Origin of the sequence: Streptomyces sp. NPDC058295, assembly GCF_042880655.1 — a bacterium.
Classification (GTDB): domain Bacteria; phylum Actinomycetota; class Actinomycetes; order Streptomycetales; family Streptomycetaceae; genus Streptomyces; species Streptomyces coriariae.
In genome coordinates, this window is record NZ_JBHVYO010000021.1 from 100699 (window position 1) to 125348 (window position 24650).

Sequence of the window (24650 nt, forward strand, 5' to 3'; positions counted from 1 at the left end):
CCTCCCCCAGCTCCGCCTTCACCTCCGCGCTCTCCCCTCGATATGCGCCTTTTCCCTCGCTTTCGCCCCACCTCACGTCCGCCCTACGGCGATCAGCGCGCCCCGACCGCCCGCCGCCCCGGAGCGGCGCGAAACCCGACCACCCGATCCATCAACGCCCCCAGCACGTCCCGTACGGAGCCGCGCTCGCGCGCGTCGCACTCCAGCACGGGCACCTCTGGGCTCAGTCCCAACGCCGCCCGGACTTCCTCCAGTTCGAAGTGCTCGGCCCCGTCGAAGCGGTTCACCGCGAGGACGAACGGCGCGCCCTGGGCCTCGAAGTAGTCGACGGCCGGGAAGCACTCCTCGATCCGCCGGGTGTCCGCGAGGACCACCGTTCCGAGCGCTCCCTCCACCAGGTCGCCCCACAGGAAGGCGAACCGGTCCTGCCCGGGTGTGCCGAACAGGTACAGCGCGATGGCATGGTCGAACGTGATCCGTCCGAAGTCGAGCGCGACGGTGGTGGTGGTCTTGGACTCCACCCCCTCGAGCGAGTCGACCCCGACCGACACCTGGGTGATCGGCGCCTCGGTGTCGAGCGGGTCGATCTCGGAGACGGCCCCGATGAAGGTCGTCTTACCGACCCCGAGCCCACCGCTCACCACGATCTTCACGGCGAGCGGAACGGTTTTGTCAGAGCGCCCGGGCATGATCATTGATCCTTTCGAGCATCCGGAGCGGTGGCTCCGCGGGTTGCCGGCACGCGAACGGCCGACCGCCCGTCCCGATGGACGGCCCTGCGAAGTCCGCGTCCTCGACCAGGGATACGTTCCGGGGATGCCCGTCGCTCACCGTGGCGCCCCACACGGGGCGCCACGGGCCGAAACGATGACGCCGCGTCAGCAGTCGCAGGAGCAGCACTCACAGCACTCGCAGCACTGACACCCGTCGCAGCAGCAATCGCAGCCGTCACAGCCGTCGCGGCACCAGCCCTCGTGCTTCTTGCGCGACCAGGGCCCCTCGAACTCGTCGGCACAGCAGACCTGGCAGGTGCAGCACAGCCCGAGCGCGACCGCGCACCCGGCCCAGAAGCCCCGCTTCCCGGGCCGTGGCGGCTCACCGCCGAAGGGGTTGCCGCCGTAGGGGTTGCCGGGCGCGTGGGGGTCCACCGGCCCCCGGGGGGCGTACGGGCCGGTCGGCGGTCCGAAGGAGCCCTCCGGCGCGTGCGCGTGCCCGCACGACTGCGTCCCGAACGCCCGGTCGACCGACCGCTCCAGCTCGTGCGCCAGCAGCAGGTGCGCGAGTCTGCCGTCCACGAACTCCATGTCGCGCAGCGCGAGCCGGATGCCGTGCAGGGCGTCGTCGGCGAGCCGGCGGGCCTCGGTGAGCGGGGTGCCGGTGGCCGTCAGCGGGTTCCAGGCACCGGCCGCCGCGTCGGACTCCCGGTCCTCGACCGCGTCCAGCAGATGCGCCAGCCGCCCGAAGAGCCGGCCGGCCTCGGCGAGCGGCGCGGCGTTGCCCGGCCGGCCCGCCAGGACCGCGGTGTGCGCGAAGGCGGCGGCGGTGGCGCTCTCGGTCGGCTCGGTGACGGCGCACAGCGGGGTGCCGGGCCCGGCGAGCGCCTCGATGCCCACCTGCCGTTCCACCGCGTCGACGAGGACTGCGGTGTCGAACCCGACGGCGGCCCCGCCGCGTTCCCCGGCCCGGCCCCAGCTCGCGGCGACCCTGCGCGCGGCGACGGCGACGGGCCGCCGCGCCAGCAGCCCGTCCCCGTCTGCGACGTGGTCGCGCACCTTGGCCGAGGCGAGCACCAGCGAGACGGCGGCCGCGAGCCGGGCGCCCTCGCCCTGCGCGACGGACGCGGTGCGCATCCCGCGCAACGGGCACGGTCCCGCCGTCCGCCGCCATCCGTCGGCCGGCACCCGGTCGGCCTGAGCCTCCGTCAGAACCGATATCAGCAGGCCGTCGTAGTTGGTGACGACCCGCGCGAACTGCCCGTGGTCGCCGCGCAGCGCGAGACACAGCCCGCACAGGTGCGCCATCCACTGGGTCTTGAGGCCCTCTCCGAGCCGGTGACTGCATGGCCTGACTATTCCGAACACGACAACCCCCGTCGTCCTTGGGACATTGAGCTGCGGCATGCTATCGGCCGATTGTCACGCCGGATCGGGGGCACCCGGTTCACCCGGACGCACCGTGCGTCACTCGTTCGCCACGAAGAATCATATTTCACTCACAGTCAGCAGCCGTATGCGGTACGACCCTTGGGAGACGCGGGCTCTCGACGTATTCGCTGTGCACCAGTACCGTCACAAACCCCCCGCGCGGCGTCTATCCACTTGGCGCGACATCCGCATCATGGACGACCATGGGGAATGCGGAAAGCAGAAAGACCGCTGTGAGAGGAGGCGTCCATGGGATCGGTGCGCAAGGCGAGTGCCTGGCTTGGCCTCGTCGACGACAACGATGACGAGCGTTACTACGACGACGACTATTCCGAGGGGACCGACTCCGGAGAGGCCTGGGTCACCGACCCCCGCGTGAAGGTGGCGACGGACACGGCCGAGGAGAAGGGCCGCCGGATCGGCACCGTCACCCCGGACAGCTTCCGGGACGCGCGGGCGATCGGTGAACTGTTCCGCGAGGGCGTGCCGGTCATCATGAACCTCACGGCCATGGAGGCCGGGGACGCCAAGCGCGTCGTCGACTTCGCGGCCGGGCTGATCTTCGGCCTGCGGGGTTCGATCGAGCGGGTGTCCACCCGGGTGTTCCTGCTGTCCCCCGCCAACACGGAGATCGTGAACGGAGACCCGTCCGCGCACCGGACGGACGGTTTCTTCAACCAGAGCTGAGGCAGGGCCGCTCACCGGCCCTGCCTCGGCCCCCGGGCCGGGTCAGCGGAAGGCGTCGAGTCCGGTGAGCGCCTTGCCCAGCACGAGCTGATGCATCTCGACGGTTCCCTCGTAGGTGAGCACCGACTCGAGGTTGGTCGCGTGCCGCATGACGGGGTATTCGAGCGAGATCCCGTTGGCACCGAGGACGGTACGGGCGGTCCGGCAGATCTCGATCGCCTCCCGTACGTTGTTGAGCTTGCCGAAGCTGACCTGCTCGGGACGCAGGCGGCCGGCGTCCATGCGCCGCCCCAGATGATGGGCGAGCAGAATCCCCTTGTGCAGCTCGACCGCCATGTCGGCGAGCTTGGCCTGGGTGAGCTGGAACCCCCCGATGGGCCGCCCGAACTGCTCGCGGGTCTTCGCGTACTCGACGGCGGTCTCGAAACAGGAGCGCGCCGCCCCCATCGCGCCCCACACGATGCCGTAGCGCGCGTGGGACAGACAGCTGAGCGGTCCGCGCAGCCCGGTGACCTCCGGCAGGACGGCGTCCGCGGGCAGCCGCACGTCGTCGAGCACGAGCTCACTGGTCACGCTGGCCCGCAGGGACCACTTGTGCTTGATCTCGGGCGCGGAGAACCCCGGAGTGCCGGCGGGCACCACGAAGCCGCGGATCCCGTCGTCGCTCTGCGCCCAGACGACGGCCACCCCGGCGACGGATCCGTTGGTGATCCACATCTTGCGGCCGTTGAGCACCCAGTCGGAGCCGTCCCGCTTGGCATACGTCCGCATGCCCGCCGGGTCGGAGCCGTGATCGGGTTCGGTGAGCCCGAAGCACCCGATGATCTCGCCCGCGGCCATCCCCGGCAGCCAGGTCCGCTTCTGCTCCTCGCTGCCGAAACGGTGCAGGGCGTACATGGCGAGGGAACCCTGCACGGAGACGAGGGACCGGATGCCGGAGTCGGCGGCCTCGAGCTCGAGACAGGCGAGGCCGTACTGCACGGCGCTGGCACCGGCGCACCCGTATCCGCTGAGCGACATCCCGAGCGCCCCGATGGCGCCGAGCTCGCGCGCCAGCTCCCGGATCTCCGGCAGCTCCCCGCGCTCGTACCAGTCGGCGACCCGCGGCAGCACCCGGTCCGCGGCCCAGTTCCGCACGGTGTCACGGATCGCGAGATCCTCCGGCTCCAGCAGATCGTCGATCCCCAGGGGGTCGGCGGGGTCGAACGGGGGCAACTTCGAGGACGCGGACATGAGAGAGCCTCCGAAAAACTAGCACCGCTAGTTACACCATCGCCCGAGACGTTACGACGCGCCGTCGCGCACGTCCAGTACGCGCCGCGCGACCCGCAAGCCGCAAGCCGCAAGCCGCAAGCCGCCGAGGCCGACGCCGATGCGCTCCCACCGGAAACGCTCACCCCTCGACCGACACCGAACAGACGGTGCGTGGGTCGGAGACCTCAGGCGGAGACGCGGGACTCCGTGACTTCCCGGGGCGAAGGAAGCTCCACCCCCGTCGGAGGCGCCTCGCACTGCATGACCCGCGGCAACCGCAACGCCATCAGCGCCCCCAGCAGCAACAACCCCGCACTCACCAGCAGCGTGACATGCAAGCCGTGCACGAAGCTGTCCCGCGCGACCCGCCGCAGCGCGACCCCGACCGGCCCGCCCAACTGCCCGGCGACCTCGTACGCCTCCCCCAACGAATGCCCCGCCGCGTCCGACGCGGACGCCGGCACCCCGGGCACGGACTTCAGCCCGGGCGCGTACGCGGCGTTCATCACGCTTCCCAGCAGCGCGATCCCGATCCCCGCCCCCAGCTGGTACGACGTCTCCCCGATCGCCGCCGCCCCGCCCGCCTGCTCCGGCGGCGCCTCGCTCAGCATCGACTCGTACGCCGCGAACAAGGTCGTCTCCAGGCCGAAGCCCAGCAGCAGGAACCCGAACAGCAGCAGCCCCGTGTTGTCCGACCCGCCCATCGCGGTCAGTGTCAGCACCGCCAGCGCCGTGAGGACGAACCCCCCGCACACCATCCGGCGCGGCCCGAACTGCCGGAGCAGCCGCGCCCCGGCCAGCCCGGCCGCCATCGCGGCGAAGGTCAGGGGCAGCAGACGCAGGCCCGTCTCCAGCGGAGACAGCCCCAGCACGAGCTGCAGGTACTGTGCCGCGATCAGCTCGAGACCCACCAGCGCCAGCATCGCCAGCACGATGCACCCGACCGAGGTGCTGAACGCCGGCCGCCCGAACATCCCCAGATCCACCAGCGGATGCAGGCGCCGCCGCTGACGGCGGACGAACAGCACGATCAGCACCGCGCCCACCAGCAGCGGCGCCACGGTGAACAGCCCGAGCTCCCCGCCGCCCAGCCGCTTCACGCCCAGCACGACACCGAAGAGACCGGCCGCCGCCATCAGCGCGCCGACCACGTCCCAGGGGCCGTTCGCCGCGCCCCGTGACTCGGGCAGCAGCAGCCGTCCCACCGGGAGACTGACCAGCATCAGCGGGATGTTGACGAGGAAGACCGAGCCCCACCAGAAGTGCTCGAGCAGAAAGCCGCCCAGGAGCGGGCCGACCGCGGCGCCGACCGCGGCCACCGCGCTCCAGATGCCGATCGCGAGCGCCCGCTCACGCCGGTCGGGGAACACCTGGCGCAGGATCGACAGCGTCGCGGGCATGATCATCGCGCCGCCGACGCCCAGCAGCGCCCGCGCCAGGATCAGGGTCTGCGCGGTCCCGGCGAACGCCGCCAGCGCGGAGGCGACGCCGAACAGGGCGTAGCCGAGCAGCAGGATGCGTCTGCGGCCCACCTTGTCGCCGAGCGTGCCGAACAGGATCAGCAGCGAGGCACAGACCAGTGGATAGGTGTCGACGATCCAGAGCAGCTCGATCGCGCCGGGCCGCAGGTCCTCGGTGACCGCCGGCACCGCCACATGCAGCACGGTCGCGTCGACGGCGACCAGCAGCAGGCTGACGCACAGCACCACCAGGACGACCCAGCGGTTGGCACCGGCCCCGGCCGCCCGACGGCGCAGCCCAGCGGCGGCCGTGGTCGTCCCGGACATGTACACACCTCCCAGGTGATCCCCCGGTTCGGCGGGCTCACGGGGTGGGGACTCCCCGCGGCTCGGCCGGAGAGGAGCGGTGTCTCCGGCCCGCGCAGACGAACACGAGTGGAACGCAGCGTACGCGAGTTCGCGCCAGGGCCACGTGGCGGACCTCTCACCACCCACGGGCAACCCATGTGGCGTACGCCACTCCCGCGACATGTCCGGGCCACCCCCCGTACCCCTTCCCGGCGCCCCTCCCCGTGCCGCCTCCGTACACCTCCTCCCGAGGCCCGACCGCCCCGGCGGACCCGGTCGGCGGGCGGGCCGTCGATAATCGAGCCCGTGACCGATCTTGAGACGCGCGTGACGCCCCCCGGCTCCGCGACCCCGCGCCGGGCGGCCCCCGCCCTCCTGGGGTACGTGGCCGTGCGTGCCCTCGGTCTGCTCGCGCTGGCCGGGTGGAGCGCCGCCCGCGACAAAAGCGCGTACACGCTGCTGACCGCCCGCTGGGACGCCCTGTGGTACACCAGGGTCGCCGAGCTGGGATACGGCTACGAGGTCCGTCTGCCGAACGGCGACGTCCACTCCAACCTCGCCTTCTTCCCGCTGCTGCCCTGGCTGGAACGGCTCCTGCACGCGGTGACCCCGCTGTCGTACGCCGACGCCGGTTTCGTCGTGACCCTGCTCGCGTCACTCGCCGCGGCCTGGGGCGTCTTCGCGGTCGCCGACCACGTGTACGGGCGCCGGGCCGGGGTGTGCGCGGTGCTGGTGTGGGCCGTCCTGCCCGTCGGGATCGTGCAGTCGATGGCCTACAGCGAGTCGCTGTTCACCGCGCTGGCCGCCTGGTCGCTGTACGCGGTGCTCACCGGCCGCTGGGTGACCGCGGGAGTGCTCGCGTCGCTGGCCGGGCTGACCCGCCCGGTGGGGCTCGCGGTGGTCGCGGCGGTGTGGGCAGCGGCCGTGGCGTCCTTCGTCCGTGACCGGCGGGCCCCGACCGCCGACACCTCTCCCCGGCGCGGGGCCGGGACGGCCGCTGCCCGCTTCGCGCCACGCGCCCTCGGCATGCTCCTCGCGCCCCTCGGCGCCGCCGGATACGTCCTGTGGGTCGGCCACCACACCGGCAAGGGTCCGCTCGGCTACTTCGACGTCCAGGCGGGCTGGCGCAACGGCTTCGACGGCGGCTACGCCTTCGCCCGCTTCGTCGCCGACAAGTTCACGTCATTCCCGTCCGCCCTCGCCGGCCTCGGGCTGATCGTCGGCGTCGCCCTGCTGCTGTGGCTGTACGTCGTCTGCGTACGGCAGCGCCAGCCCCTTGCGCCGCTGGTGTACGCGGGTGTGGTCCTCGCGCTCGCCCTGTGCGCGTCGAGCTACTTCGGTTCCAAGCCGCGCCTGCTGCTGCCCGCCTTCCCGCTGCTGCTGCCGCTCGCCCTGGCCCTGGCCAGGTTGCGGACGTCCAGGTCGGCGCTGGTGGTGGGGTGCCTCGCGGCGGCATCGGCCGTGTACGGGGCGTGGTGGCTGAACGGCAGCGGTCCGCCGTAAGAGAATCCGCCTTTTCGGTGAACCCTTTCATACGTTCCCTAAAACAATCCCCTGGAATGATCAAAGGAATTGAAGGGAACACTGTTCGACCATTAGCGATTCCACAGGAATAAATGCCCTTCTGAGAGCAATCCCACATCACATCGTCATCACAAACCAGCGGAATCGGCCGGGTCTCGAGCTCACTCGCTGTAACGTCGTTTAGGTGCGTACCGAACAAAACCTCACCCGTCTGGACCGGGTGTTCGCCAGGCTCGACCGGGAGCCGGAACGCCCGGCCCACATCGATGTGCCGAAGATGAGCAGGCACCGGGTCGCGCTGTTCCTGGCGACCCTGGCCTTCTATCTGGCGATCGTGTGGCTCGTGGTGATCACCTCGTGGCTGGTCCGCCTCGACTGGCTGGTCATGTTCTTCCGGCCGTACCAGCAGTGGTCCGGCATCCACTGGTTCGTCGACTACTACGTGGTCCTCGGCCAGCGTGGTCCGACCGCCGTGATGGTCGCCGCCTGGCTCGGCTGGAGATCGTGGCGGCAGCACACCCTGCGCCCGCTGCTCACGCTCGGCGCCTCGCTGCTGCTGCTGAACCTCACCGTCGGGGCCGCCAAGCTCGGCATGGGCCGGCTCGGACCGCATTACGCGACCACCATCGGCTCGAACGAGATGGGTCTCGGCGGCGATATATTTCCCAGCGGCCACACCGCCAACGCGGTCGTGACCTGGGGAATCCTGGCGTATCTGGCCTCCACCCCGAGGGCCCGCCGCTGGCTGTCCGCGCTCTCCGCGGTGACCTCGCTCGGCGTCGGCCTGGCCACGGTCTACCTCGGCACGCACTGGCTCAGTGACGTGGTGCTCGGCTGGGCCGCGGGTCTGCTGATCCTGCTGGCGCTGCCCTGGTGCGAGCCGCTGATCGCGCGCGCCGAGGTCGCCATCTTCGACCTGCGCGACCGCTGGCGCGACCGCCGCGCCGGTACGGCCCCGGCTCCGGCCCCCGCTCCAGCCCCGGCCGCACCCGTCGCCGTACCCGTGCCGTTCGCCTCGGGCGCGCCGGCCCAGGAGGAGGCCTCCGCGGCCCGCGAGCCGGCGCAACCGGCCCGTTCACCGCGCGCGCCGGTCCATCTGGCGCCGGGCCCGCACACGACCCGCTCGGAGCGCACCCCGGTCACCCCGGTCGGCAGCCGCCGGCCGCCGCACGCCGACCGCCTCCCACGCGGTGCCGCGACCTCCGCGGCCCGACCGCTGACAGGCGGCTGACCTCCCCGAACAGCGGGACCCCGGTACGCACAACCCGGTTCCGCGCCCGAAGGCCCCGGTTCCCGAAGACGGGAACCGGGGCCTTCGCCGTGTTCGCCCGGCCTCTTCGGGCGCTTCAGCCCTTCCAGGCGCGCGCCACCAGCCCGTCGCGTATCTCGAAGTTCAGCCGCCCGAAGCGGTACTCCATGGTGATGATCGTCCCGGGGGCCAGCTCACGTACCGTCGACCACCCCCGTTCGCGCGCGAGCCGCTCGGCCCGTGCGGCCTCGAGGCCGACGTATCCGTCCGGATTGTCCTGGGGCTCCGCTGGCGGAGTGGGGTTCGGTGCCATACCGCCACGCTAGGCGGCGAGCCCCGCCCCGGGAACCCCGGACCGGCGATACGGATCACTCCGGTCACACTTCTGTCACAGGATCACGACACGTGTTTCGGTCGAACTCCCTCACACGGACGAGCGGTTTCGTGCGCCTTCCGCGCGAATTCGAACGCAATTCCCGCGTGTCGTCCGGCCGCTCCGAATAACCCGTCGGAAAGTTCGCTGGGTACCGTCCCAGGACCCCGCCGCATTACGATTCCGTGCGGGACCGCGGGAGCTGACTGCTCATAGGAAATACACGGCTCCCCCACACATCCTCCGTACGCACCCGGGACGTCGGCGGGCCCGGGACAGGGCGAACGAAGGGGCGAGCGAGCGATGGGGACGCAGACCGTGGCGGCGGCACGAACCGGGGACATCGGTCACCGAGGCCGTGGCCGGGTGGTCGTCGACTGGCTGACCACCACCGACCACAAGAAGATCGGCCACCTCTATCTGATCACGTCCTTCGCCTTCTTCCTCGTCGGCGGAATCATGGCGCTGCTGATGCGGGCCGAGCTGGCCCGGCCCGGGCTGCAGATCGTGGACGGCAACCAGTTCAACCAGCTGTTCACGATGCACGGCACGATCATGCTGCTGCTGTTCGCGACCCCGTCCTTCGCGGGCTTCGCCAACGAGCTGATGCCGCTCCAGATCGGTGCCCCGGACGTGGCCTTCCCCCGGCTGAACATGCTCTCGTACTGGCTGTTCCTGTTCGGCGGGCTGACCGTGCTGGGCTCACTGCTGACACCGGACGGCCCGGCGGCGTTCGGCTGGTTCGCCTACGCGCCGCTGAACAGCCGGCACTACTCGCCGGGCATCGGCCCCGACCTGTGGATCATGGGTCTGGCGCTGGCCGGCTTCGGCACGATCCTCGGCGCGGTCAACTTCATCACGACGATCATCGGGATGCGCGCGCCCGGCATGACGATGTTCCGGATGCCGATCTTCACCTGGAACACGCTCTTCACGTCGATCCTGATCCTGATGGCGTTCCCGGTCCTGGCGGCCGCGCTGCTGGTGCTGGAGGCGGACCGGCGGTTCGGTTCGCAGGTGTTCGAGGCGGCCAACGGCGGGGCGCTGCTGTGGCAGCACCTGTTCTGGTTCTTCGGGCACCCCGAGGTCTACATCATCGCGCTGCCGTTCTTCGGGATCATCACGGAGATCATCCCGGTCTTCAGCCGCAAGCCGATCTTCGGCTACCTCACCCTGGTCGGTGCGACGATGGCGATCACCGGGCTGTCGATCGTGGTGTGGGCGCACCACATGTTCGTCACGGGCGCGGTGCTGCTGCCGTTCTTCTCCTTCATGAGCTTCCTGATCGCCGTCCCCACGGGCGTGAAGTTCTTCAACTGGACCGGGACCATGATCAAGGGATCGATCTCCTTCGAGACCCCGATGCTCTGGGCGACGGGCTTCCTGGTGACCTTCCTGTTCGGAGGCCTGACCGGAGTGATCCTGGCGTCGCCGCCGATGGACTTCCACGTCTCCGACTCGTACTTCGTGGTCGCCCACTTCCACTACGTCGTCTTCGGCACGGTGGTCTTCGCGATCTTCGGCGGCTTCTTCTTCTGGTGGCCGAAGTTCACCGGGAAGCTGCTCGACGAGCGGCTCGGGAAGATCCAGTTCTGGACGCTGTTCGTCGGCTTCCACACCACGTTCCTGGTGCAGCACTGGCTGGGCGCCGAAGGCATGCCGCGCCGGTACGCCGACTATCTCGCCGCCGACGGGTTCACCGCGCTCAACACCGTCTCGACGATCGGCTCGTTCCTGCTCGGCCTCTCCACCCTGCCGTTCCTCTACAACGTCTGGAAGACCGCCAAGTACGGCACGAAGGTCGAGGTCGACGACCCCTGGGGCTTCGGCCGTTCCCTGGAGTGGGCGACGTCCTGCCCGCCGCCCCGGCACAACTTCACGACGCTGCCGAGGGTCCGCTCGGAGTCACCGGCTTTCGACCTGCACCATCCGCAGTACGCGGCCGAGACCCCGCAGCCCGAGCCAAAGCGCCATCAAGCCGGTCACGGGCCGTCCTGATTGCCTCGATCAGCTCCACGGGCTCCAGCACCTCGAACTCGAAGCCCGCCATCATCACGTGGATCACCATCACGTCGAGGCTCGCGGCCCCGGTGCGCAGCACACAGGCCCGGTCGCCGTCGGGCTCCAGCGTGCCGGCCGAGGGTGAGATCCGTTCGGCGGCCTCGGCCCGCGGCACGAACAGCCGGACGGTGGCCCGGGTGGCGTACGCGCGCGTGGAGACGCCTTGCGAGACGTACGCGGCGAGGTCCTCGGCGGGCGGCTCGCGCGGGGCGAAGCGCGGCCCGTGCGGCGGCCTCGGCGTGAGGCGGTCCACCCGGAACGTACGCCAGTCGGCGCGGTCGAGGTCCCAGGCGACCAGGTACCAGCGGCGCTCGGTACACACCAGGCGGTGCGGTTCGACCGTGCGGCGGGTCGCCGTGCCGTCGTGCCCCCGGTAGTCGAAGCGCAGGCGTTCGGCGTCCCGGCAGAGATGGGCGAGCTCAGTGAGGGCGGCCGGGTCGACGGCCGGGGACCCCGGGCCGCGCAGCATCGGCACGGTGAAGGCGTTCAGGGCGCCCACCCGGCGCCGCAGCCGGTGCGGCAGCACCTGCTCCAGCTTGGCCAGGGCCCGTACGGAGGTCTCACCGATGCCCTCGATGCCCTGCCCGGCGGCCGTCCGCAGCCCCACGGCGACGGCGACGGCCTCGTCGTCGTCCAGCAGCAGCGGCGGTAACTCGGCACCGGCGCCCAACTGGTAGCCGCCTCCGGTGCCGGGGCTGGCGTTGACCGGGTAGCCCAGTTCGCGCAGCCGGTCCACGTCCCTGCGCACCGTGCGCGAGGTGACTCCCAGCCGGTCGGCGAGTTGGGCGCCGGACCACTCGCGATGGGCCTGGAGCAGGGAGAGCAGGCGCAGCAGTCGGGCGGAGGTCTCCAGCATGCGCCCAGTGTGTCCCACGAGGTGGGTGGACCCCACCCGGCCGTCCCGCCGGATGGGGTCACCGTGTCCCGGAGGGGAAACGGCTCAGAGCGTGAGGCGCTGTCCGGGCACGATCAGGTCGGGGTCGCCGCCCACGACGGCCTTGTTGGCGGCGTAGACCCGCTGCCAGCTCAGCCCGTGGCGGGTCGCGATGGTGCTGAGGGTGTCGCCCTCGCGGACGGTGTAGTCACCACGGCTCGTGCCGCGCGAGGTCTGGGCCGTCGAGCGCTCCGGCGCGTTCGAGGAGCCCGACCGCGAGGAGTTCGACGTGCCGGACTTCGAGCTACCGGACGTCGAGGAGTCGGCCTTCGAGGAGTTGGACTTCGACGAACCGGACTTCGACGAGCCCGACTTCGTGGAGCTCGACTCGGCCGAGGACGATCCGGCCCCCGGTGCGCTGCCGGACGCTCCGGCGCGCGCCGAGCAGGTCGGCCACGCGCCCCACCCCTGGGCGTTCTGCACCTTGGTGGCGACGGAGATCTGCTGTGCCTTGCTGGCCTTGTCGGCGGTCGACGCATAGGCGGTGCCGCCGTACGCGCGCCAGGTACCGGCGGAGAACTGGAGCCCGCCGTAGTAGCCGTTACCGGTGTTGATCGACCAGTTGCCGCCGCTCTCGCACTGGGCGATGCGGTCCCACACCCCGCTGTCGGCCGCCGTGGCGTTGCCGGTCGCGGAGAGCAGTCCGAGGGGGGCGAGCAGGATCGCCCCGGCGAGGACCGCCGTCTTGCGCGACGAGGTGCGGGTGTGGATATCGGCACATTCGGACATGTAGATCCCTCTCTACGAACCCGGGCTCCCCCTGGCCGGGGCGTGTCGGCCGCGCAGGGACGCGGTCGTCACGCCCGGCCCGTCCGCCGGCGGTGGTGCTGCGCGATGTCTGGCTCTGCGCGGCCGGCGGACGTACCCGAGCGGTGCTCGTTGCACACGGCGGAGCAATCTAGGCAGCTGACGGCCCGTTATCAACCAACTCGCCGTTTCCCCAGGCCAGTTGGCAGTTACCGTAGGTAGCGGCGAATTCCGGCCACCTACTTCGTTCCCTCATTTCCGCATTTGTCGACCAGGGCCTCGCGCGGACTGTGAGTCAGCTCACCGGATCAACTTCCGTGACCTCTCCGTTACTTGGCATGGAGTGGCGGATTCCGCACGCATCGTGACCGCGCGCGCAGGTTGGTTCGATTCCGTTCGCCGTCCAGCGTGACCCTGGCCACAGGTCGCCCGTTGTCTTCTTCATGAGCCGGGGACCCACCCGGACCACGAGCCGGGGGCCACCCGCCTCGCCCACGCACCGCATCCGAGGGAGTCACCCGTGCCGCGCATGCTCGACGTCAGCGACGAGGTACGCGCCGAGATCGGCAACGAAGAAGCCGACCGGCTGCTCGCCGGAGACAACGCCCCTGGCAGTTACGACTGCACGTCCTGCCGCACCCCGGGCGACTCCGAGAACGAGCGCACCAGCACCGTCCTGTTCATCGGGGACGAGACCGCCGTTCTCGCCTTCGCCCACTCCACCTGCCTGCCCTCGCAGGTCGTCCAGGTCACCGAGGAGCAGCTCCAGGGCGCGGTCCGCTCCATCAACGGCGACACCGTCGACCTGGACCCCGACAAGGTCGCACCCGAGCAGGCGGTGCTCGGCGTCACCAGCGGACTCGTCCTGATCGCCGGGGAGTTGCACCCGGCCCTGGTCGTCGAGCCGACCGCGCCCATCGTGCGGCCCGGCACGACCGGCGCGGGCGACGACTTCCTGCCGCTCCTCATCGAGCAGGGCTTCATGCCGCTGTCCGAGCTGACCGAGGTGCCGCCGGTGCAGCACGGCTGGTCCGTGCTGCTCGCGATGGGCCAGCTGCACGCGGTGCTCCAGCCCTCGGTGAACGGCGGGCAGCCGATCGCCTGGTGGCAGGCGCACCAGCCGTTGCAGGTGACGGAGGGCTGGCGGGCCGCCGCCAACAAGCACCAGCAGGTGCTGATGTTCGCGGCGCCGGTGGGCTCCATCGGGCGTCAGCCCCGCGAGGACCTGCTGCGGGACGCGCTGGACAAGGCCGCGGCCAATGGGCAGTTGGTCGGGGCGGCACTTCCGCTCGCCGGCACCTGAGTTCGCCCCACCGGGCGGGGACCGCGGCCGTACGGCGACCGAAAAGGCGTCCACGGACGCGGCCCCGCGCTCCCCTGAGGCCGCCTGCCGAGCCGCATCTCTTCCCGTGCCGCGTCGTTTGGACATACGTGCACACCTACGACGTTCCCCGCCGCCCGTCCTTCCAGTCGATCCCGTCCGCGCGACCGGCCCAGGACGCGTCTGGCGGCCCATCGGCCACGCCGATCTACGACGCGCTCTACGCCGAGTACGTCAAGACGTTCCGTTCGCTGCCCGGCGACCGCAGCGGCGAGGACGAGCTGGGGTTCACCGCCTTCGGGAACATCCCGCACCACACGGGTTCCTACCCGGCGCCCCGCCCGGGGTCGTTCAGCAGCTCCTACAGCGCCTACAGCGCGGGGGCGCAGAGCGCGCGGGTCGGGCAGCAGTCCCAGTGGCAGCGGGTCGGGCAGCTCGGCCAGCAGGCCGCGCCGACCGCGATGCACCACGTCCCGGCGGCGCTCCCACCGGCCCCCCGCAGAACCTTCTGATCACTGATCACGACTGGAGGGCGGCACCCGTCACGGGTGCCGCCCTCCAGTCGTACCGTCGTTACTTCTTCTTGGTGCCGCGCTTCTCGCGCACCCGCACCGAGATGTGGATCGGGGTGCCCTCGAAGCCGAACTCCTCGCGCAGACGGCGCTCGATGAAGCGCCGGTAGCCCGCCTCGATGAAGCCGGAGGCGAAGAGGACGAAGCGCGGGGGCTTGGTCCCGGCCTGGGTGCCGAAGAGGATGCGCGGCTGCTTGCCGCCCCGGACCGGGTGCGGGTGGGCGGCGACCAGCTCGCCCAGGAAGGCGTTGAGACGGCCCGTCGGGACGCGGGTCTCCCAGCCGTCCAGGGCGGCCTCGATCGCCGGGACCAGCTTCTCCATGTGCCGGCCGGTGCGCGCCGAGACGTTCACCCGGGGCGCCCAGGCGACCTGGGCGAACTCGGTCTCGATCTCCCGCTCCAGGTAGTAGCGGCGCTCCTCGTCGAGGGTGTCCCACTTGTTGTAGGCGATGACGAGGGCGCGGCCCGCGTCGACCGCCATGGTGACGATGCGCTGGTCCTGGACCGAGATGGACTCGGAGGCGTCGATCAGGATGACCGCCACCTCGGCCTTCTCGACGGCGGCCGCGGTGCGCAGCGAGGCGTAGTAGTCGGCGCCCTGCTGGAGGTGGACGCGCTTGCGGATGCCCGCCGTGTCGACGAACTTCCAGGTCACGCCGCCGAGTTCGATCAGCTCGTCGACCGGGTCGCGGGTGGTGCCCGCGACCTCGTTGACGACGACACGGTCCTCGTTGGCCACCTTGTTCAGCAGCGAGGACTTGCCGACGTTCGGGCGGCCGATGAGCGCGATGCGGCGCGGGCCGCCGACCGCGGTGCCGAAGGTCTGCGCGGGGGCCTCGGGCAGCGCCTCCAGGACGGCGTCCAGCATGTCGCCGGTGCCGCGGCCGTGCAGAGCGGAGATCGGGTGCGGCTCGCCGAGGCCAAGGGACCACAGGGCGGTCGCGTCGGCCTCGCCGCTCAGGCCGTCGACCTTGTTGGCGGCCAGCACGACGGGCTTGCCGGCCTTGCGCAGCAGTCGTACGACCGCCTCGTCGGTGTCGGTGGCGCCGACCTTGGCGTCGACGACGAAGACGACGGCGTCGGCGGCCTCGATCGCGTACTCGGCCTGGGCGGCCACGGAGGCGTCGATGCCGAGGACGTCCTGCTCCCAGCCGCCGGTGTCGACGAGCTTGAAGCGGCGGCCCGCCCACTCGGCCTCGTAGGTGACGCGGTCGCGGGTGACGCCCGGCTTGTCCTCGACGACGGCCTCGCGGCGGCCGATGATCCGGTTCACCAGGGTCGACTTGCCGACGTTCGGGCGGCCGATGACGGCGAGGACCGGCAGCGGCCCGTGGCCTGCGGCCTCGATCGCCCCCTCGACGTCCTCGACGTCGAAGCCCTCGACGGCGGCGAGCTCCATGAACTCCGCGTACTCGGCGTCGCCGAGCGCCCCGTGATCGTGCTCGAAGGCTTCCGAGCCGTCGGGCTGGATGTGGTCGTTCATGAAGTCCGTACCTCGTCGTTCATTCGTGGTGATCGGTGGAACAGCCGTTTTGTTCGGGTTGATCCACTACTCGTATTCAGTGTCGCTCAGCGCCCGGTCAGGCGCCTGGCGTTTTCCAGGTGTGCGGCCAACTGCTTCTGGATGCGTTCGGTCGCGGCGTCCAGTGCCTTGCGGGTACGCAGCCCGCTGCCGTCGCCCGCGTCGAACGGTTCGCCGAAGACGACGTCGACGCGGGAGCGCAGCGGGGGCAGTGCCTTTATCAACCGTCCGCGCCGTTCGGAACTTCCCAGCACGGCGACGGGCACGATCGGGGCCCCGCCGCGCACCGCGAAGTACGCGAGCCCGGCGCGCAGGGCGGCGAAGTCTCCCTCGCCGCGGGTGCCCTCCGGGAAGATCCCGAGGACCCCGCCGTTCTCCAGCACGCCCAGCGCACGGGTGATCGCCGTCCGGTCGGTGGTGTCGCGGTCGACCTTGAGCTGGCCGATGGCGGTCAGGAACGGGTCCAGGGGGCCGATGAACGCTTCCTTCTTGATCAGGAAGTGCGTCGGCCGCGGCGCCACGCCCATCACCATCGGGCCGTCCACGTTGTGCGAGTGGTTGATCGCGAAGATCAGCGGGCCGCTCGCCGGCACCTTCCAGGCGCCCAGCACCCGCGGCCTGAACAGCCCGTACATCAGGCCGACGCCGATGCGTCGCCCGACCTCGGCGCCCTTCTCCGAAGGCACGGACCCGGTGGTCACTTCGCGGCCCGCTTCTCCTCGACGAGGGTGACGACGCACTCGATGACCTGGGCCAGCGTCAGCTCGGTGGTGTCCACCTCGACGGCGTCGTCCGCCTTGGCGAGCGGGGAGGTCTTGCGGGAGGAGTCGGCGGCGTCCCGCCTGATCAACGCCTCCCGGGTGCTGTGGACGTCCGCGCCCTTCAGCTCGCCGCTGCGCCGGGCGGCCCGGGCCTCCGGAGAGGCGGTGAGGAAGATCTTCAGGTCGGCGTCGGGCAGCACGGTCGTGCCGATGTCCCGGCCCTCGACGACGATCCCCTGCTCGGTGGAGGCCGCCAGCGAGCGCTGGAGCTCGGTGATCCGGGCCCGCACCTCGGGTACCGCGCTCACCGCGCTCACCTTGGCGGTGACCTCCTGGGTGCGGATCGGGCCGGCCACGTCGATGCCGTCGACCGTGATCGTCGGGGCGGCCGGGTCGGTGCCGGAAAGGATCTCCGGCTTGCCGGCGACGGCGGCGATCGCCGTGGGGTCCTCGATGTCGATCCCGTTGGTCACCATCCACCACGTGATCGCCCGGTACTGGGCGCCGGTGTCCAGGTAGCTCAGCCCCAGCTGGGCGGCCACGGCCTTGGACGTGCTCGACTTGCCCGTGCCCGAGGGGCCGTCGATGGCGACAATCACGGGCTGGGCGGCGCCGTTTTCCACGGGGGGACACCTTCCTGGTGCGAGGCGGTGGGTGTGCGGGACGCGACCGCGCCCCGCACAAGGTTACCGGCCGCGCGTCACTCGTCCGGCCGGTACCTGGTCCGCGTCGGGTGCCCGGGCCGCGGGACGCCCTACTGCCGGATCGCCCAGCCCCTCTCGCGCAACGCCGAGGAGAGCACCACCGCGGACTTCGGCTCGACCATCAGCTGCACCAGACCCGCCTGCTGCCCGGTCGCGTGCTCGATGCGTACGTCCTCGATGTTGACGCCCGCCTGTCCGGCGTCGGCGAAGATCCGGGCCAGCTGACCGGGCTGGTCGTCGATGAGCACCGCCACCACCTCGTACGCCCGCGGAGCGGCCCCGTGCTTGCCGGGAACGCGGACCTGGCCCGCGTTGCCGCGACGCAGCACGTCCTGGACGCCGTCGACGCCCTCGCGCCGCTTGGAGTCGTCGGAGGACTGCAGGGCGCGCAGGGACCGGACCGTCTCCTCCACGTCGGCGGCGACGTCGGTGAGCAGGTCGGCGACCGGTCCCGGGTTCGCGGACAGGATGTCGATCCACATGCCGGGGTCGGAGGCGGCGATCCGGGTGACGTCCCGGATGCCCTGCCCGCACAGCCGTACGGCGGCCTCCTCGGCGTGCTCCAGACGCGCCGCGACCATGCTGGAGACCAGGTGCGGCATGTGCGAGACCAGCGCCACCGCGCGGTCGTGGGCGTCCGCGTCCATGACCACCGGGACGGCACGGCAGTGCGAGACCAGCTCCAGGGCGAGGTTCAGCACCTCGGTGTCGGTGTCCCGGGTCGGCGTCAGCACCCAGGGGCGGCCCTCGAAGAGGTCACCGGTCGCGGCCAGCGGGCCCGACTTCTCCCGGCCGGACATGGGGTGGCTGCCGATGTACGCCGACAGGTCCAGGCCGAGCGCCTGCAGCTCACGGCGCGGCCCGCCCTTCACGCTGGCCACGTCGAGATAGCCGCGGGCCACCCCGCGGCGCATCGCGTCGGCGAGCACGCCGGCCACGTGCGCGGGCGGCGCGGCGACGATCGCGAGGTCGACCGGGCCCTCGGGCTCCGCGTCGGTGCCGGCGCCGAGCGCCGCCGCCGTACGGGCCTGCCCGGGGTCGTGGTCGGCGAGGTGGACGGTGACGCCCCGCTGGGCCAGGGCCAGCGCGGCGGACGTGCCGATCAGCCCGGTTCCGATGACGAGCGCGGTCCTCACTGGGCGATGTCCCGGCGCAGGGCGGCCGCGGCCCCGAGGTAGACGTGGTTGATGTCGGCGCGCGCCTTGTCGGACTCGACGTGCGCCAGGATGCGCACGACCCGCGGCATGGCGCCCGCGATGTCGAGTTCCTGGGCGCAGATCAGCGGCACGTCGACGATGCCGAGCTTGCGGGCCGCGGCCGCCGGGAAGTCGCTGTGCAGGTCGGGGGTGGCCGTGAACCAGATGCTGATCAGGTCGTCGGCGCCGAGCGAGTTCCGCTCCAGGACGGCGGTGAGCAGGGCTCCGACCTGCTCGTCCATGTGGCCGGCCTCGTCCCGCTCGAGTTGGACGGCTCCCCGGACCGCTCGTACCGCCACGGCGCTGCTCCTTGCTGACGTACCGACTGCCGACTACGGCTCCTGACGCAGCCAGCCTAGTCAGCCCGCGCCGGTCCGGTGCGTGCCGCCCGCGTGCCGAGACGGGAACGCCTCCGTACGCCCTTTACGGCGGGTGCGGCCTGCGCTCTCATGGCACTCTGACGGCAGGACACCCGCATCGGGGAAGGCCCGACATGAAGCGTCCAGGACCCCTGCTCACCCTTCTCGCGGGCCTCGTGCTCGGCCTGTTCCTGCTGACGCTCAACGCGACGACAGGGACGAAGACCGCCTCGTCCTCCTACGAGGAGAAGTCCCCGAGCCTGGCGCCCACACGCGGCGCCGCCTCGGCCGCGCCCACCCCGGTCCCCTCCCCCTCACGCGTCCCGGCCGCCGACGCCGACTACGCCGGCCGCACGGACGACGACGCGGCGGCGATCGCCGTCACCGTCCGCGACGGCAAGGCGATCGCGTACTACTGCGACGGCCACACCGAGGAGTCCTGGCTCAAGGGCGATGTCGAGGACGACGGCACCCTGCGGCTCACCGGGGAGAACGGCGCGAAACTCGACGGCACGCTCGAGGACGGCAGGCGGGTGGACGGCACGGTCACCGTGGGCGACGGACGGCACGCCTTCTCGGCGGACCGGGCGAAGAAGCCGTCCGGGCTGTGGAAAGCCACCGCCACCGTGCGCTCCGCGAAGATCGACGGCGGCTGGATCGTGCTGAAGGACGGCACCCAGGTCGGCATCCTCACCCGCGACGGCAAGCCCTCCCCCGCGCCCCGCATCGACCCGGAGACCGGCGCGGTGACGGTCGACGGACAGCAGCTCACGGCCCGCCCCGCAACGCCCTGACCCCTTCGAGCAGGGAGCCACCATGACCGTCGACCCGAACGCCGCCACCCAGAGCTTCCCCGGCCCCGATCCCGCGCGGCGCGGCCCGCACCCCGCCCGCTATCTGGTCCCGGCGCTGGTCGCCGCCGCCGTGGCGCTCGCCCTGGGCGTGTACGGCAAGGTCCACGACCCGGCCGGGACGGCCTTCAACCTGGCCGGCTTCAGCAGCACGGGCGCGGTCAAGTCCTGGCTGGCGACGGCCGCGATGTTCTTCGCGCTGGTCCAGCTCGTCTCGGCCGCGATGCTGTACGGCAGGCTGCCGGGACCCGCCTGGTCGAGCACCCTGCACCGCTGGTCGGGGCGCGCGGCCTTTCTGATCGCGGTCCCGGTTGCGGTGCACTGCCTGTACGCGCTTGGCTATCAGACATACGAATCGCGCGTTATGTGGCACTCCCTCCTGGGTTGCTTCTTCTTCGGCGCATTCAGTGCCAAGATGCTGCTGCTCCGTTCGGAGCGACTCCCGGGATGGCTGCTGCCGGTCGTCGGTGGACTCGTCTTCGCCGTACTCACGATCATCTGGCTGACCTCGGCCCTCTGGTTCTTCCGCACCTTCGGAGTGACGACATGACCCTCCCCGCGACACGGCGCACGGTTCTCCTGGCGACGGGCGGCGCGGCAGCCGCGCTCGCCACGGGCTGCGGCGAGTACGGCAACGAGGACGACTCCTCGTCCGAGCAGTCCCCGAAGGCCTCCGCCGGCCAGGAGCTGGCGAAGACCACCGACATCCCCGTCGGCGGCGGCAAGATCTTCGCGGAGGAGAAGGTCGTCGTCACCCAGCCGACGAAGGACGACTTCAAGGCGTTCTCCGCGGTCTGCACCCATCAGGGCTGCACCGTCGGCAGCGTCGCCGACGGCATCATCCACTGCCCCTGTCACAAGAGCGAGTTCCGGATCGCCGACGGCTCGGTGGCCGGCGGCCCGGCGACCAAGCCGCTGCCCACGGAACAGATCACCGTCGAGGGCGGCTCGATCAAGCTGACCTGAGCCCCTGCCGGGTCACTGGTCCCAGAGCGCCCCGAGCGTCACCAGCTCCCCCTGGTACTCGATCCGGTCCGCCCACGCCGTCGGCCAGGCGTCGGCCCCGGCGTACGCGCCCGCGAAGGCGCCCGCCAGACAGGCGATGGAGTCGGAGTCCCCGGAGGAGCAGGCGGCCCGGCGCAGCACGGTCACCGGCTCGTCCGGGAAGAGCAGAAAGCACAGCAGACCGGTCGCCATGGCCTCCTCGGCGATCCACCCCGCCCCCGTGGCCAGGCAGGGGTCGGTCTCGGGCGCGGGGTCGCGCAGCGCCTCCTGGAGGCGCTCCAGCACGCCGAGGCACTCGTCCCAGCCGCGCGCGATGAAGTGCTCCGGGGTGGGGTCCTGGCTACGGGTCCACAGGTCGCCGAGCCAGCGGTGGTGGTAGCGGGCGCGGTTGTCGACGGCGTAGGCCCGCAGGAGCCCGACCAGGGCCGCCGGCTCGGCGCCCTGGGTGAGCAGCCGTACCGCGTGGGCGGTGAGGTCGGAGGCGGCGAGCGCGGTGGGGTGCCCGTGGGTGAGGGCGGACTGGAGCTGGGCGGCACCGGCACGCTGCTCCTCGCTGAGCCCGGGGACGAGCCCGACGGGGGCCACGCGCATGTTGGCGCCACAGCCCTTGGAACCGATCTGGCCGGCGTCCTGCCAGCCGCGGTTCTCGTCCTCGAGCAGGCCGCACGCCGTCAGGCAGGTCCGCCCGGGGGCCCGGTTGTTGTCCGGCGACTGATACCAGTCCACGAACTCCGCGCGCAGCGGGCGCGCGAGCGACGTCGGCACGAGCAGCCCCCGGTCCATGGCGGTCCGCAGGGCTCGGCCCACGGCGAGGGTCATCTGGGTGTCGTCGGAGACGAAGGCACGCTTCGGCAGTTCCATCTCCCGCCAGGGCCCGCACTTGGCGAGGATCGACGGAACGTCGTTGAACTCGGTCGGAAACCCGAGCGCGTCCCCCAGCGCGAGTCCCAGCAGGGACCCGGTGGCGCGCTTCCTGACGGTGGTCGAGGTGGTCATGCGGATCGTCCTTCCCGGGGCGGTCGCAGCAGCGGCGGGTGGAGCGCGGTGGCGGCGCCCGCCCGGTAGAGGGCGGCGGGCTTGCCGCGGCCTCCGGTGAGGCGCGCGCCGCCGGGCACGGGCTCGACGAAGCCCGGGGTGGCGAGCACCTTGCGACGGAAGTTGGGCCGGTCCAGGCCGGTCCCCCAGACCGTCTCGTAGACCCGCTGGAGCTCGCCGAGGGTGAACTCGGGCGGGCAGAAGGCCGTGGCGAGGCAGGTGTACTCGAGTTTGGCGCCGACCCGGTCGTGGGCGTCGGCCAGGATCCGGTCGTGGTCGAAGGCGAGCGGCTTCGCGTCGTCGTACGACAGCCAGCGCGCCTGGGCCGCGTCGCCGCCGCCGGTCGGTTCGGGGGCGTCGGGCAGCAGCGCGGCGAAGGCGACGGACACGACCCGCATCCGGGGGTCGCGGTCGGGTTCGCTGTAGGTGCGCAGCTGCTCGAGGTGCAGCCCGGAGACGTCCTTCAGGCCGGTCTCCTCGGCGAGTTCCCGCCGGGCGGCGGTCTCCGCGGACTCGTCCGGCCGCACGAAGCCCCCCGGCAGCGCCCACCGGCCGGCGTACGGCTCCTGGCCGCGTTCGACGAGCAGGACGTGCAGGCTGCCCGCGCGGAGCGTGAGGACGGCGAGGTCGACGGTGACGGCGAAGGGTCCGTGGGCGTACTTGTCGTAACCCGGCACGACGAACACCCCCTTTTAATAGTCACCACGACTATAAAAAGGGGGTGCGGTCACACACAAGCCCTGGGAGCTTCAGGAGTCCTTAAAGCTCTACTTCCTTCATCAGCATGCCGACCTCGGTGTTGGACAGCCGGCGCAGCCAGCCCGACTTCTGGTCGCCCAGGGTGATCGGGCCGAAGGAGACGCGGACCAGCTTGTCGACCGGGAAGCCGGCCTCCGCCAGCATCCGGCGCACGATGTGCTTGCGGCCCTCGTGCAGGGTCACCTCGACCAGGTAGTTCTTGCCGGTCTGCTCGACGACCCGGAAGTGGTCCGCCTTCGCGTACCCGTCCTCCAGCTGGATGCCGTCCTTCAGACGCTTGCCCAGGTCACGCGGGATGGGACCCACGATGTGCGCGAGGTAGACCTTCTTCACGCCGTACTTGGGGTGGGTCAGCCGGTGCGCCAGCTCGCCGTGGTTGGTGAGCAGGATGACGCCCTCGGTCTCGGTGTCGAGCCGCCCGACGTGGAACAGCCGCGTCTCGCGGTTGGTCACGTAGTCACCGAGGCACTGACGGCCCTCGGTGTCCTCCATCGTGGAGACGACACCGGCCGGCTTGTTCAGCGAGAAGAACTGGTACGACTGGGTGGCGACCGTCAGGCCGTCGACCTTGACCTCGTCGTTCTCCGGGTCGACCCGCTTGCCCTGCTCCAGGACGATCTCGCCGTTGACCTCGACCCGCGCCTGCTCGATCAGCTCCTCGCAGGCACGCCGGGAGCCGTAGCCCGCGCGCGCGAGGACCTTCTGCAGCCGCTCGCCCTCCTGCTCGGCGCCCGGGAAGGTCTTGGGCAGCTTCACTTCCTTCTTGCCCGCGTACCGGTCCCGGTTGCGCTCCTCGGCGCGCGTCTCGTACTCGCGGGAGCGCGCCGGCTCCGTACGTCCGCCGCGCTGCTGGCCCTGCCTGGGGCCGCCCTTGGCGCCGCCCCGGGCCGCACCGCCGCGCCCGGCCTTCGGGCCCTCATGGGTGGCGCCGGGGCCCACGTCGTAGCGACGCTCCTCGGGACGGGGATTGCTCGGACGCTTCGGCCCGTCGTCGCGGCCCCCCGCGCCCGTGGACCGGCCGTCACGGCCTGCGGAACCGCCCCTCGACCGCTCGTCACGGCCTCCGGAACCGCCCCTCGACCTGTCGTCACGGCCTCCCGAGCCGCCCCTCGGCTGGGAACCGCCCCCGCCGGTCCCCCGGGGCTTGCCGCGCCCGTTGTTCCTGCCACTGCCGCTGCCACTGCTTCGCATCAAAGTTCCGTCGTCGTCGTGTCGTCTGCATCTGCGTCCGGTGCGTCCGGATCGAACGACGGGACCCCTTCCAGCATCTCGGCCTCGATCGCCTCCGCCTCGGGGAGAAAGGGCGCGAGCTCCGGGAGCTCGTCCAGACCGCGCAGGCCCATCCGCTCCAGAAAGTAGTTCGTCGTCACGTACAGGATCGCACCTGTTTCGGGTTCCGCGCCCGCCTCCTCGACCAGACCGCGCTGGAGCAGGGTGCGCATCACGCCGTCGCAGTTCACTCCGCGCACCGCGGAGACCCTGCTGCGGCTGACCGGCTGGCGGTACGCGACGACCGCCAGGGTCTCCAGCGCGGCCTGTGTGAGCCGGGCCTGCTGTCCGTCCAGGACGAAGCCCTCGACGGCCGCCGCGTACTCGGGCCGGCTGTAGAACCGCCAGCCGCCGGCGATGAGCCTGAGCTCGAAGCCACGCCCCTGCACGGTGTACTCGTCGGCCAGCTCCCGCAGCGCGTCCGCGATCCTGCGCCGGGGCCGCTGGAGGATCTTCGCGAGGTGTTCCTCGGTCGCGGGCTCGTCGACGACCATCAGGACGGCCTCCAGGGCCGG

The 24650-nt window shown here is 71.5% G+C and carries 24 protein-coding genes and 1 pseudogene; 9 read left to right on the plus strand and 16 right to left on the minus strand.

Features of this window, described 5'->3' with window-relative positions:
• Positions 1-92: 92 nt before the first annotated feature.
• Both ACFVYS_RS23265 and ACFVYS_RS23270 read right to left on the minus strand, forming a co-directional pair.
• Positions 93-695, minus strand: coding sequence for an ATP/GTP-binding protein (locus ACFVYS_RS23265; protein ID WP_389504781.1), 603 nt, complete (start codon positions 693-695; stop codon positions 93-95).
• A gap of 183 nt (positions 696-878) precedes the next feature.
• Positions 879-2081, minus strand: a complete 1203-nt coding sequence (locus ACFVYS_RS23270; RefSeq protein ID WP_389504783.1) for a DUF5685 family protein — start codon at positions 2079-2081, stop codon at positions 879-881.
• A 312-nt stretch (positions 2082-2393) separates the two neighbouring features.
• Here ACFVYS_RS23270 and ACFVYS_RS23275 point away from each other — a divergent pair, with 312 nt between their 5' ends.
• Entirely contained in the window at positions 2394-2831 is a 438-nt protein-coding gene (locus tag ACFVYS_RS23275) for a cell division protein SepF (protein ID WP_389504785.1), read from the plus strand.
• A 42-nt stretch (positions 2832-2873) separates the two neighbouring features.
• Here ACFVYS_RS23275 and ACFVYS_RS23280 read toward each other — a convergent pair whose 3' ends face one another.
• Complete coding sequence (locus ACFVYS_RS23280; RefSeq protein WP_389504787.1) at positions 2874-4064, minus strand: acyl-CoA dehydrogenase family protein; 1191 nt, start codon at positions 4062-4064, stop codon at positions 2874-2876.
• Between the two features lie 206 nt (positions 4065-4270).
• Positions 4271-5872: an MFS transporter gene (locus tag ACFVYS_RS23285; RefSeq protein WP_389504789.1), complete on the minus strand. Its 1602-nt coding sequence runs from the start codon at positions 5870-5872 to the stop codon at positions 4271-4273.
• Between the two features lie 327 nt (positions 5873-6199).
• On the opposite strand from ACFVYS_RS23285, the gene ACFVYS_RS23290 reads away from it, so the two are divergent.
• Positions 6200-7396: a mannosyltransferase family protein gene (locus tag ACFVYS_RS23290; RefSeq protein WP_389504791.1), complete on the plus strand. Its 1197-nt coding sequence runs from the start codon at positions 6200-6202 to the stop codon at positions 7394-7396.
• 205 nt (positions 7397-7601) lie between these two features.
• Positions 7602-8648, plus strand: a complete 1047-nt coding sequence (locus ACFVYS_RS23295) for a phosphatase PAP2 family protein (protein WP_389504793.1) — start codon at positions 7602-7604, stop codon at positions 8646-8648.
• Positions 8649-8763: 115 nt separating this feature from the next.
• On the opposite strand, the gene ACFVYS_RS23300 is transcribed toward ACFVYS_RS23295, so the two are convergent.
• Positions 8764-8979, minus strand: coding sequence for an I78 family peptidase inhibitor (locus ACFVYS_RS23300; RefSeq protein WP_054237935.1), 216 nt, complete (start codon positions 8977-8979; stop codon positions 8764-8766).
• A 363-nt stretch (positions 8980-9342) separates the two neighbouring features.
• Between ACFVYS_RS23300 and ctaD the strand changes: the two are divergent.
• Positions 9343-10875, plus strand: a pseudogene (ctaD, locus tag ACFVYS_RS23305) (cytochrome c oxidase subunit I); the annotation flags it as partial.
• A 40-nt stretch (positions 10876-10915) separates the two neighbouring features.
• Here the strand turns inward: ctaD and ACFVYS_RS23310 are convergent.
• Both ACFVYS_RS23310 and ACFVYS_RS23315 read right to left on the minus strand, forming a co-directional pair.
• Positions 10916-11956 (minus strand): helix-turn-helix transcriptional regulator, encoded by a 1041-nt coding sequence (locus ACFVYS_RS23310; protein WP_389504795.1) that lies wholly within the window; start codon positions 11954-11956, stop codon positions 10916-10918.
• Positions 11957-12040: 84 nt separating this feature from the next.
• Positions 12041-12763 carry a transglycosylase family protein gene (locus ACFVYS_RS23315; protein WP_389504797.1) on the minus strand — a complete coding sequence of 241 codons (723 nt, stop codon included), beginning with the start codon at positions 12761-12763 and terminating at the stop codon, positions 12041-12043.
• Between the two features lie 538 nt (positions 12764-13301).
• On the opposite strand from ACFVYS_RS23315, the gene ACFVYS_RS23320 reads away from it, so the two are divergent.
• Both ACFVYS_RS23320 and ACFVYS_RS23325 read left to right on the plus strand, forming a co-directional pair.
• On the plus strand, positions 13302-14084 hold the full coding sequence (locus ACFVYS_RS23320; protein WP_389504799.1) for a hypothetical protein: 783 nt from the start codon (positions 13302-13304) through the stop codon (positions 14082-14084).
• 128 nt (positions 14085-14212) lie between these two features.
• Positions 14213-14614 carry a hypothetical protein gene (locus ACFVYS_RS23325; RefSeq protein ID WP_327182237.1) on the plus strand — a complete coding sequence of 134 codons (402 nt, stop codon included), beginning with the start codon at positions 14213-14215 and terminating at the stop codon, positions 14612-14614.
• A 61-nt stretch (positions 14615-14675) separates the two neighbouring features.
• Here ACFVYS_RS23325 and der read toward each other — a convergent pair whose 3' ends face one another.
• The 5 genes from der to aroH all read right to left on the minus strand — a co-directional run bounded on the left by der (position 14676) and on the right by aroH (position 19156).
• Positions 14676-16157 (minus strand): ribosome biogenesis GTPase Der, encoded by a 1482-nt coding sequence (gene der / locus ACFVYS_RS23330; protein ID WP_389504801.1) that lies wholly within the window; start codon positions 16155-16157, stop codon positions 14676-14678.
• Positions 16158-16243: 86 nt separating this feature from the next.
• Positions 16244-16897: a 1-acyl-sn-glycerol-3-phosphate acyltransferase gene (locus ACFVYS_RS23335; RefSeq protein ID WP_230196334.1), complete on the minus strand. Its 654-nt coding sequence runs from the start codon at positions 16895-16897 to the stop codon at positions 16244-16246.
• Positions 16894-17580: a (d)CMP kinase gene (gene cmk / locus ACFVYS_RS23340; RefSeq protein WP_389504804.1), complete on the minus strand. Its 687-nt coding sequence runs from the start codon at positions 17578-17580 to the stop codon at positions 16894-16896. The genes ACFVYS_RS23335 and cmk overlap by 4 nt, the downstream gene beginning before the upstream one ends.
• A 131-nt stretch (positions 17581-17711) precedes the next feature.
• Entirely contained in the window at positions 17712-18797 is a 1086-nt protein-coding gene (locus ACFVYS_RS23345; protein ID WP_389504806.1) for a prephenate dehydrogenase, read from the minus strand.
• Positions 18794-19156 (minus strand): chorismate mutase, encoded by a 363-nt coding sequence (gene aroH, locus ACFVYS_RS23350; RefSeq protein WP_020128171.1) that lies wholly within the window; start codon positions 19154-19156, stop codon positions 18794-18796. Before aroH ends, ACFVYS_RS23345 begins: the two co-directional genes overlap by 4 nt.
• Before the next feature lie 194 nt (positions 19157-19350).
• On the opposite strand from aroH, the gene ACFVYS_RS23355 reads away from it, so the two are divergent.
• From ACFVYS_RS23355 to ACFVYS_RS23365, 3 genes are read left to right on the plus strand one after another with little or no spacing between them, the layout of a single operon-like run.
• Positions 19351-20010, plus strand: a complete 660-nt coding sequence (locus ACFVYS_RS23355) for a hypothetical protein (protein ID WP_389504808.1) — start codon at positions 19351-19353, stop codon at positions 20008-20010.
• A 22-nt stretch (positions 20011-20032) separates the two neighbouring features.
• A complete protein-coding gene (locus ACFVYS_RS23360; protein ID WP_389504810.1) occupies positions 20033-20617 on the plus strand; it encodes a DUF6529 family protein in 585 nt (194 codons plus the stop codon).
• Entirely contained in the window at positions 20614-21033 is a 420-nt protein-coding gene (locus ACFVYS_RS23365) for a Rieske (2Fe-2S) protein (RefSeq protein WP_389504811.1), read from the plus strand. Before ACFVYS_RS23360 ends, ACFVYS_RS23365 begins: the two co-directional genes overlap by 4 nt.
• A gap of 12 nt (positions 21034-21045) precedes the next feature.
• Here the strand turns inward: ACFVYS_RS23365 and ACFVYS_RS23370 are convergent, their stop codons facing one another.
• From ACFVYS_RS23370 to scpB, 4 genes are all read right to left on the minus strand, one after another.
• Positions 21046-22068 carry an ADP-ribosylglycohydrolase family protein gene (locus ACFVYS_RS23370; RefSeq protein ID WP_389504813.1) on the minus strand — a complete coding sequence of 341 codons (1023 nt, stop codon included), beginning with the start codon at positions 22066-22068 and terminating at the stop codon, positions 21046-21048.
• A complete protein-coding gene (locus tag ACFVYS_RS23375) occupies positions 22065-22793 on the minus strand; it encodes an NUDIX domain-containing protein (RefSeq protein ID WP_389504815.1) in 729 nt (242 codons plus the stop codon). The genes ACFVYS_RS23370 and ACFVYS_RS23375 overlap by 4 nt, the downstream gene beginning before the upstream one ends.
• Positions 22794-22866: 73 nt before the next feature.
• A complete protein-coding gene (locus ACFVYS_RS23380) occupies positions 22867-24057 on the minus strand; it encodes a pseudouridine synthase (protein ID WP_389504817.1) in 1191 nt (396 codons plus the stop codon).
• Entirely contained in the window at positions 24057-24629 is a 573-nt protein-coding gene (scpB, locus tag ACFVYS_RS23385; protein WP_230196340.1) for an SMC-Scp complex subunit ScpB, read from the minus strand. Before scpB ends, ACFVYS_RS23380 begins: the two co-directional genes overlap by 1 nt.
• Positions 24630-24650 lie beyond the last annotated feature (21 nt).

Excerpts from the sequence above, each read along its gene's own strand:
- ACFVYS_RS23355 (WP_389504808.1), top strand. The coding sequence starts at position 19,351 with ATGAAGCGTCCAGGACCCCTGCTCACCCTTCTCGCGGGCCTCGTGCTC.
- ACFVYS_RS23360 (WP_389504810.1), top strand. The coding sequence starts at position 20,033 with ATGACCGTCGACCCGAACGCCGCCACCCAGAGCTTCCCCGGCCCCGAT.
- ACFVYS_RS23300 (WP_054237935.1), bottom strand. The coding sequence starts at position 8,979 with ATGGCACCGAACCCCACTCCGCCAGCGGAGCCCCAGGACAATCCGGAC.
- ACFVYS_RS23280 (WP_389504787.1), bottom strand. The coding sequence starts at position 4,064 with ATGTCCGCGTCCTCGAAGTTGCCCCCGTTCGACCCCGCCGACCCCCTG.
- ACFVYS_RS23380 (WP_389504817.1), bottom strand. The coding sequence starts at position 24,057 with ATGCGAAGCAGTGGCAGCGGCAGTGGCAGGAACAACGGGCGCGGCAAG.
- der (WP_389504801.1), bottom strand. The coding sequence starts at position 16,157 with ATGAACGACCACATCCAGCCCGACGGCTCGGAAGCCTTCGAGCACGAT.
- ACFVYS_RS23265 (WP_389504781.1), bottom strand. The coding sequence starts at position 695 with ATGATCATGCCCGGGCGCTCTGACAAAACCGTTCCGCTCGCCGTGAAG.
- ACFVYS_RS23370 (WP_389504813.1), bottom strand. The coding sequence starts at position 22,068 with ATGACCACCTCGACCACCGTCAGGAAGCGCGCCACCGGGTCCCTGCTG.
- ACFVYS_RS23275 (WP_389504785.1), top strand. The coding sequence starts at position 2,394 with ATGGGATCGGTGCGCAAGGCGAGTGCCTGGCTTGGCCTCGTCGACGAC.
- scpB (WP_230196340.1), bottom strand. The coding sequence starts at position 24,629 with ATGGTCGTCGACGAGCCCGCGACCGAGGAACACCTCGCGAAGATCCTC.
- ACFVYS_RS23285 (WP_389504789.1), bottom strand. The coding sequence starts at position 5,872 with ATGTCCGGGACGACCACGGCCGCCGCTGGGCTGCGCCGTCGGGCGGCC.
- ACFVYS_RS23365 (WP_389504811.1), top strand. The coding sequence starts at position 20,614 with ATGACCCTCCCCGCGACACGGCGCACGGTTCTCCTGGCGACGGGCGGC.
- ACFVYS_RS23315 (WP_389504797.1), bottom strand. The coding sequence starts at position 12,763 with ATGTCCGAATGTGCCGATATCCACACCCGCACCTCGTCGCGCAAGACG.
- ACFVYS_RS23310 (WP_389504795.1), bottom strand. The coding sequence starts at position 11,956 with ATGCTGGAGACCTCCGCCCGACTGCTGCGCCTGCTCTCCCTGCTCCAG.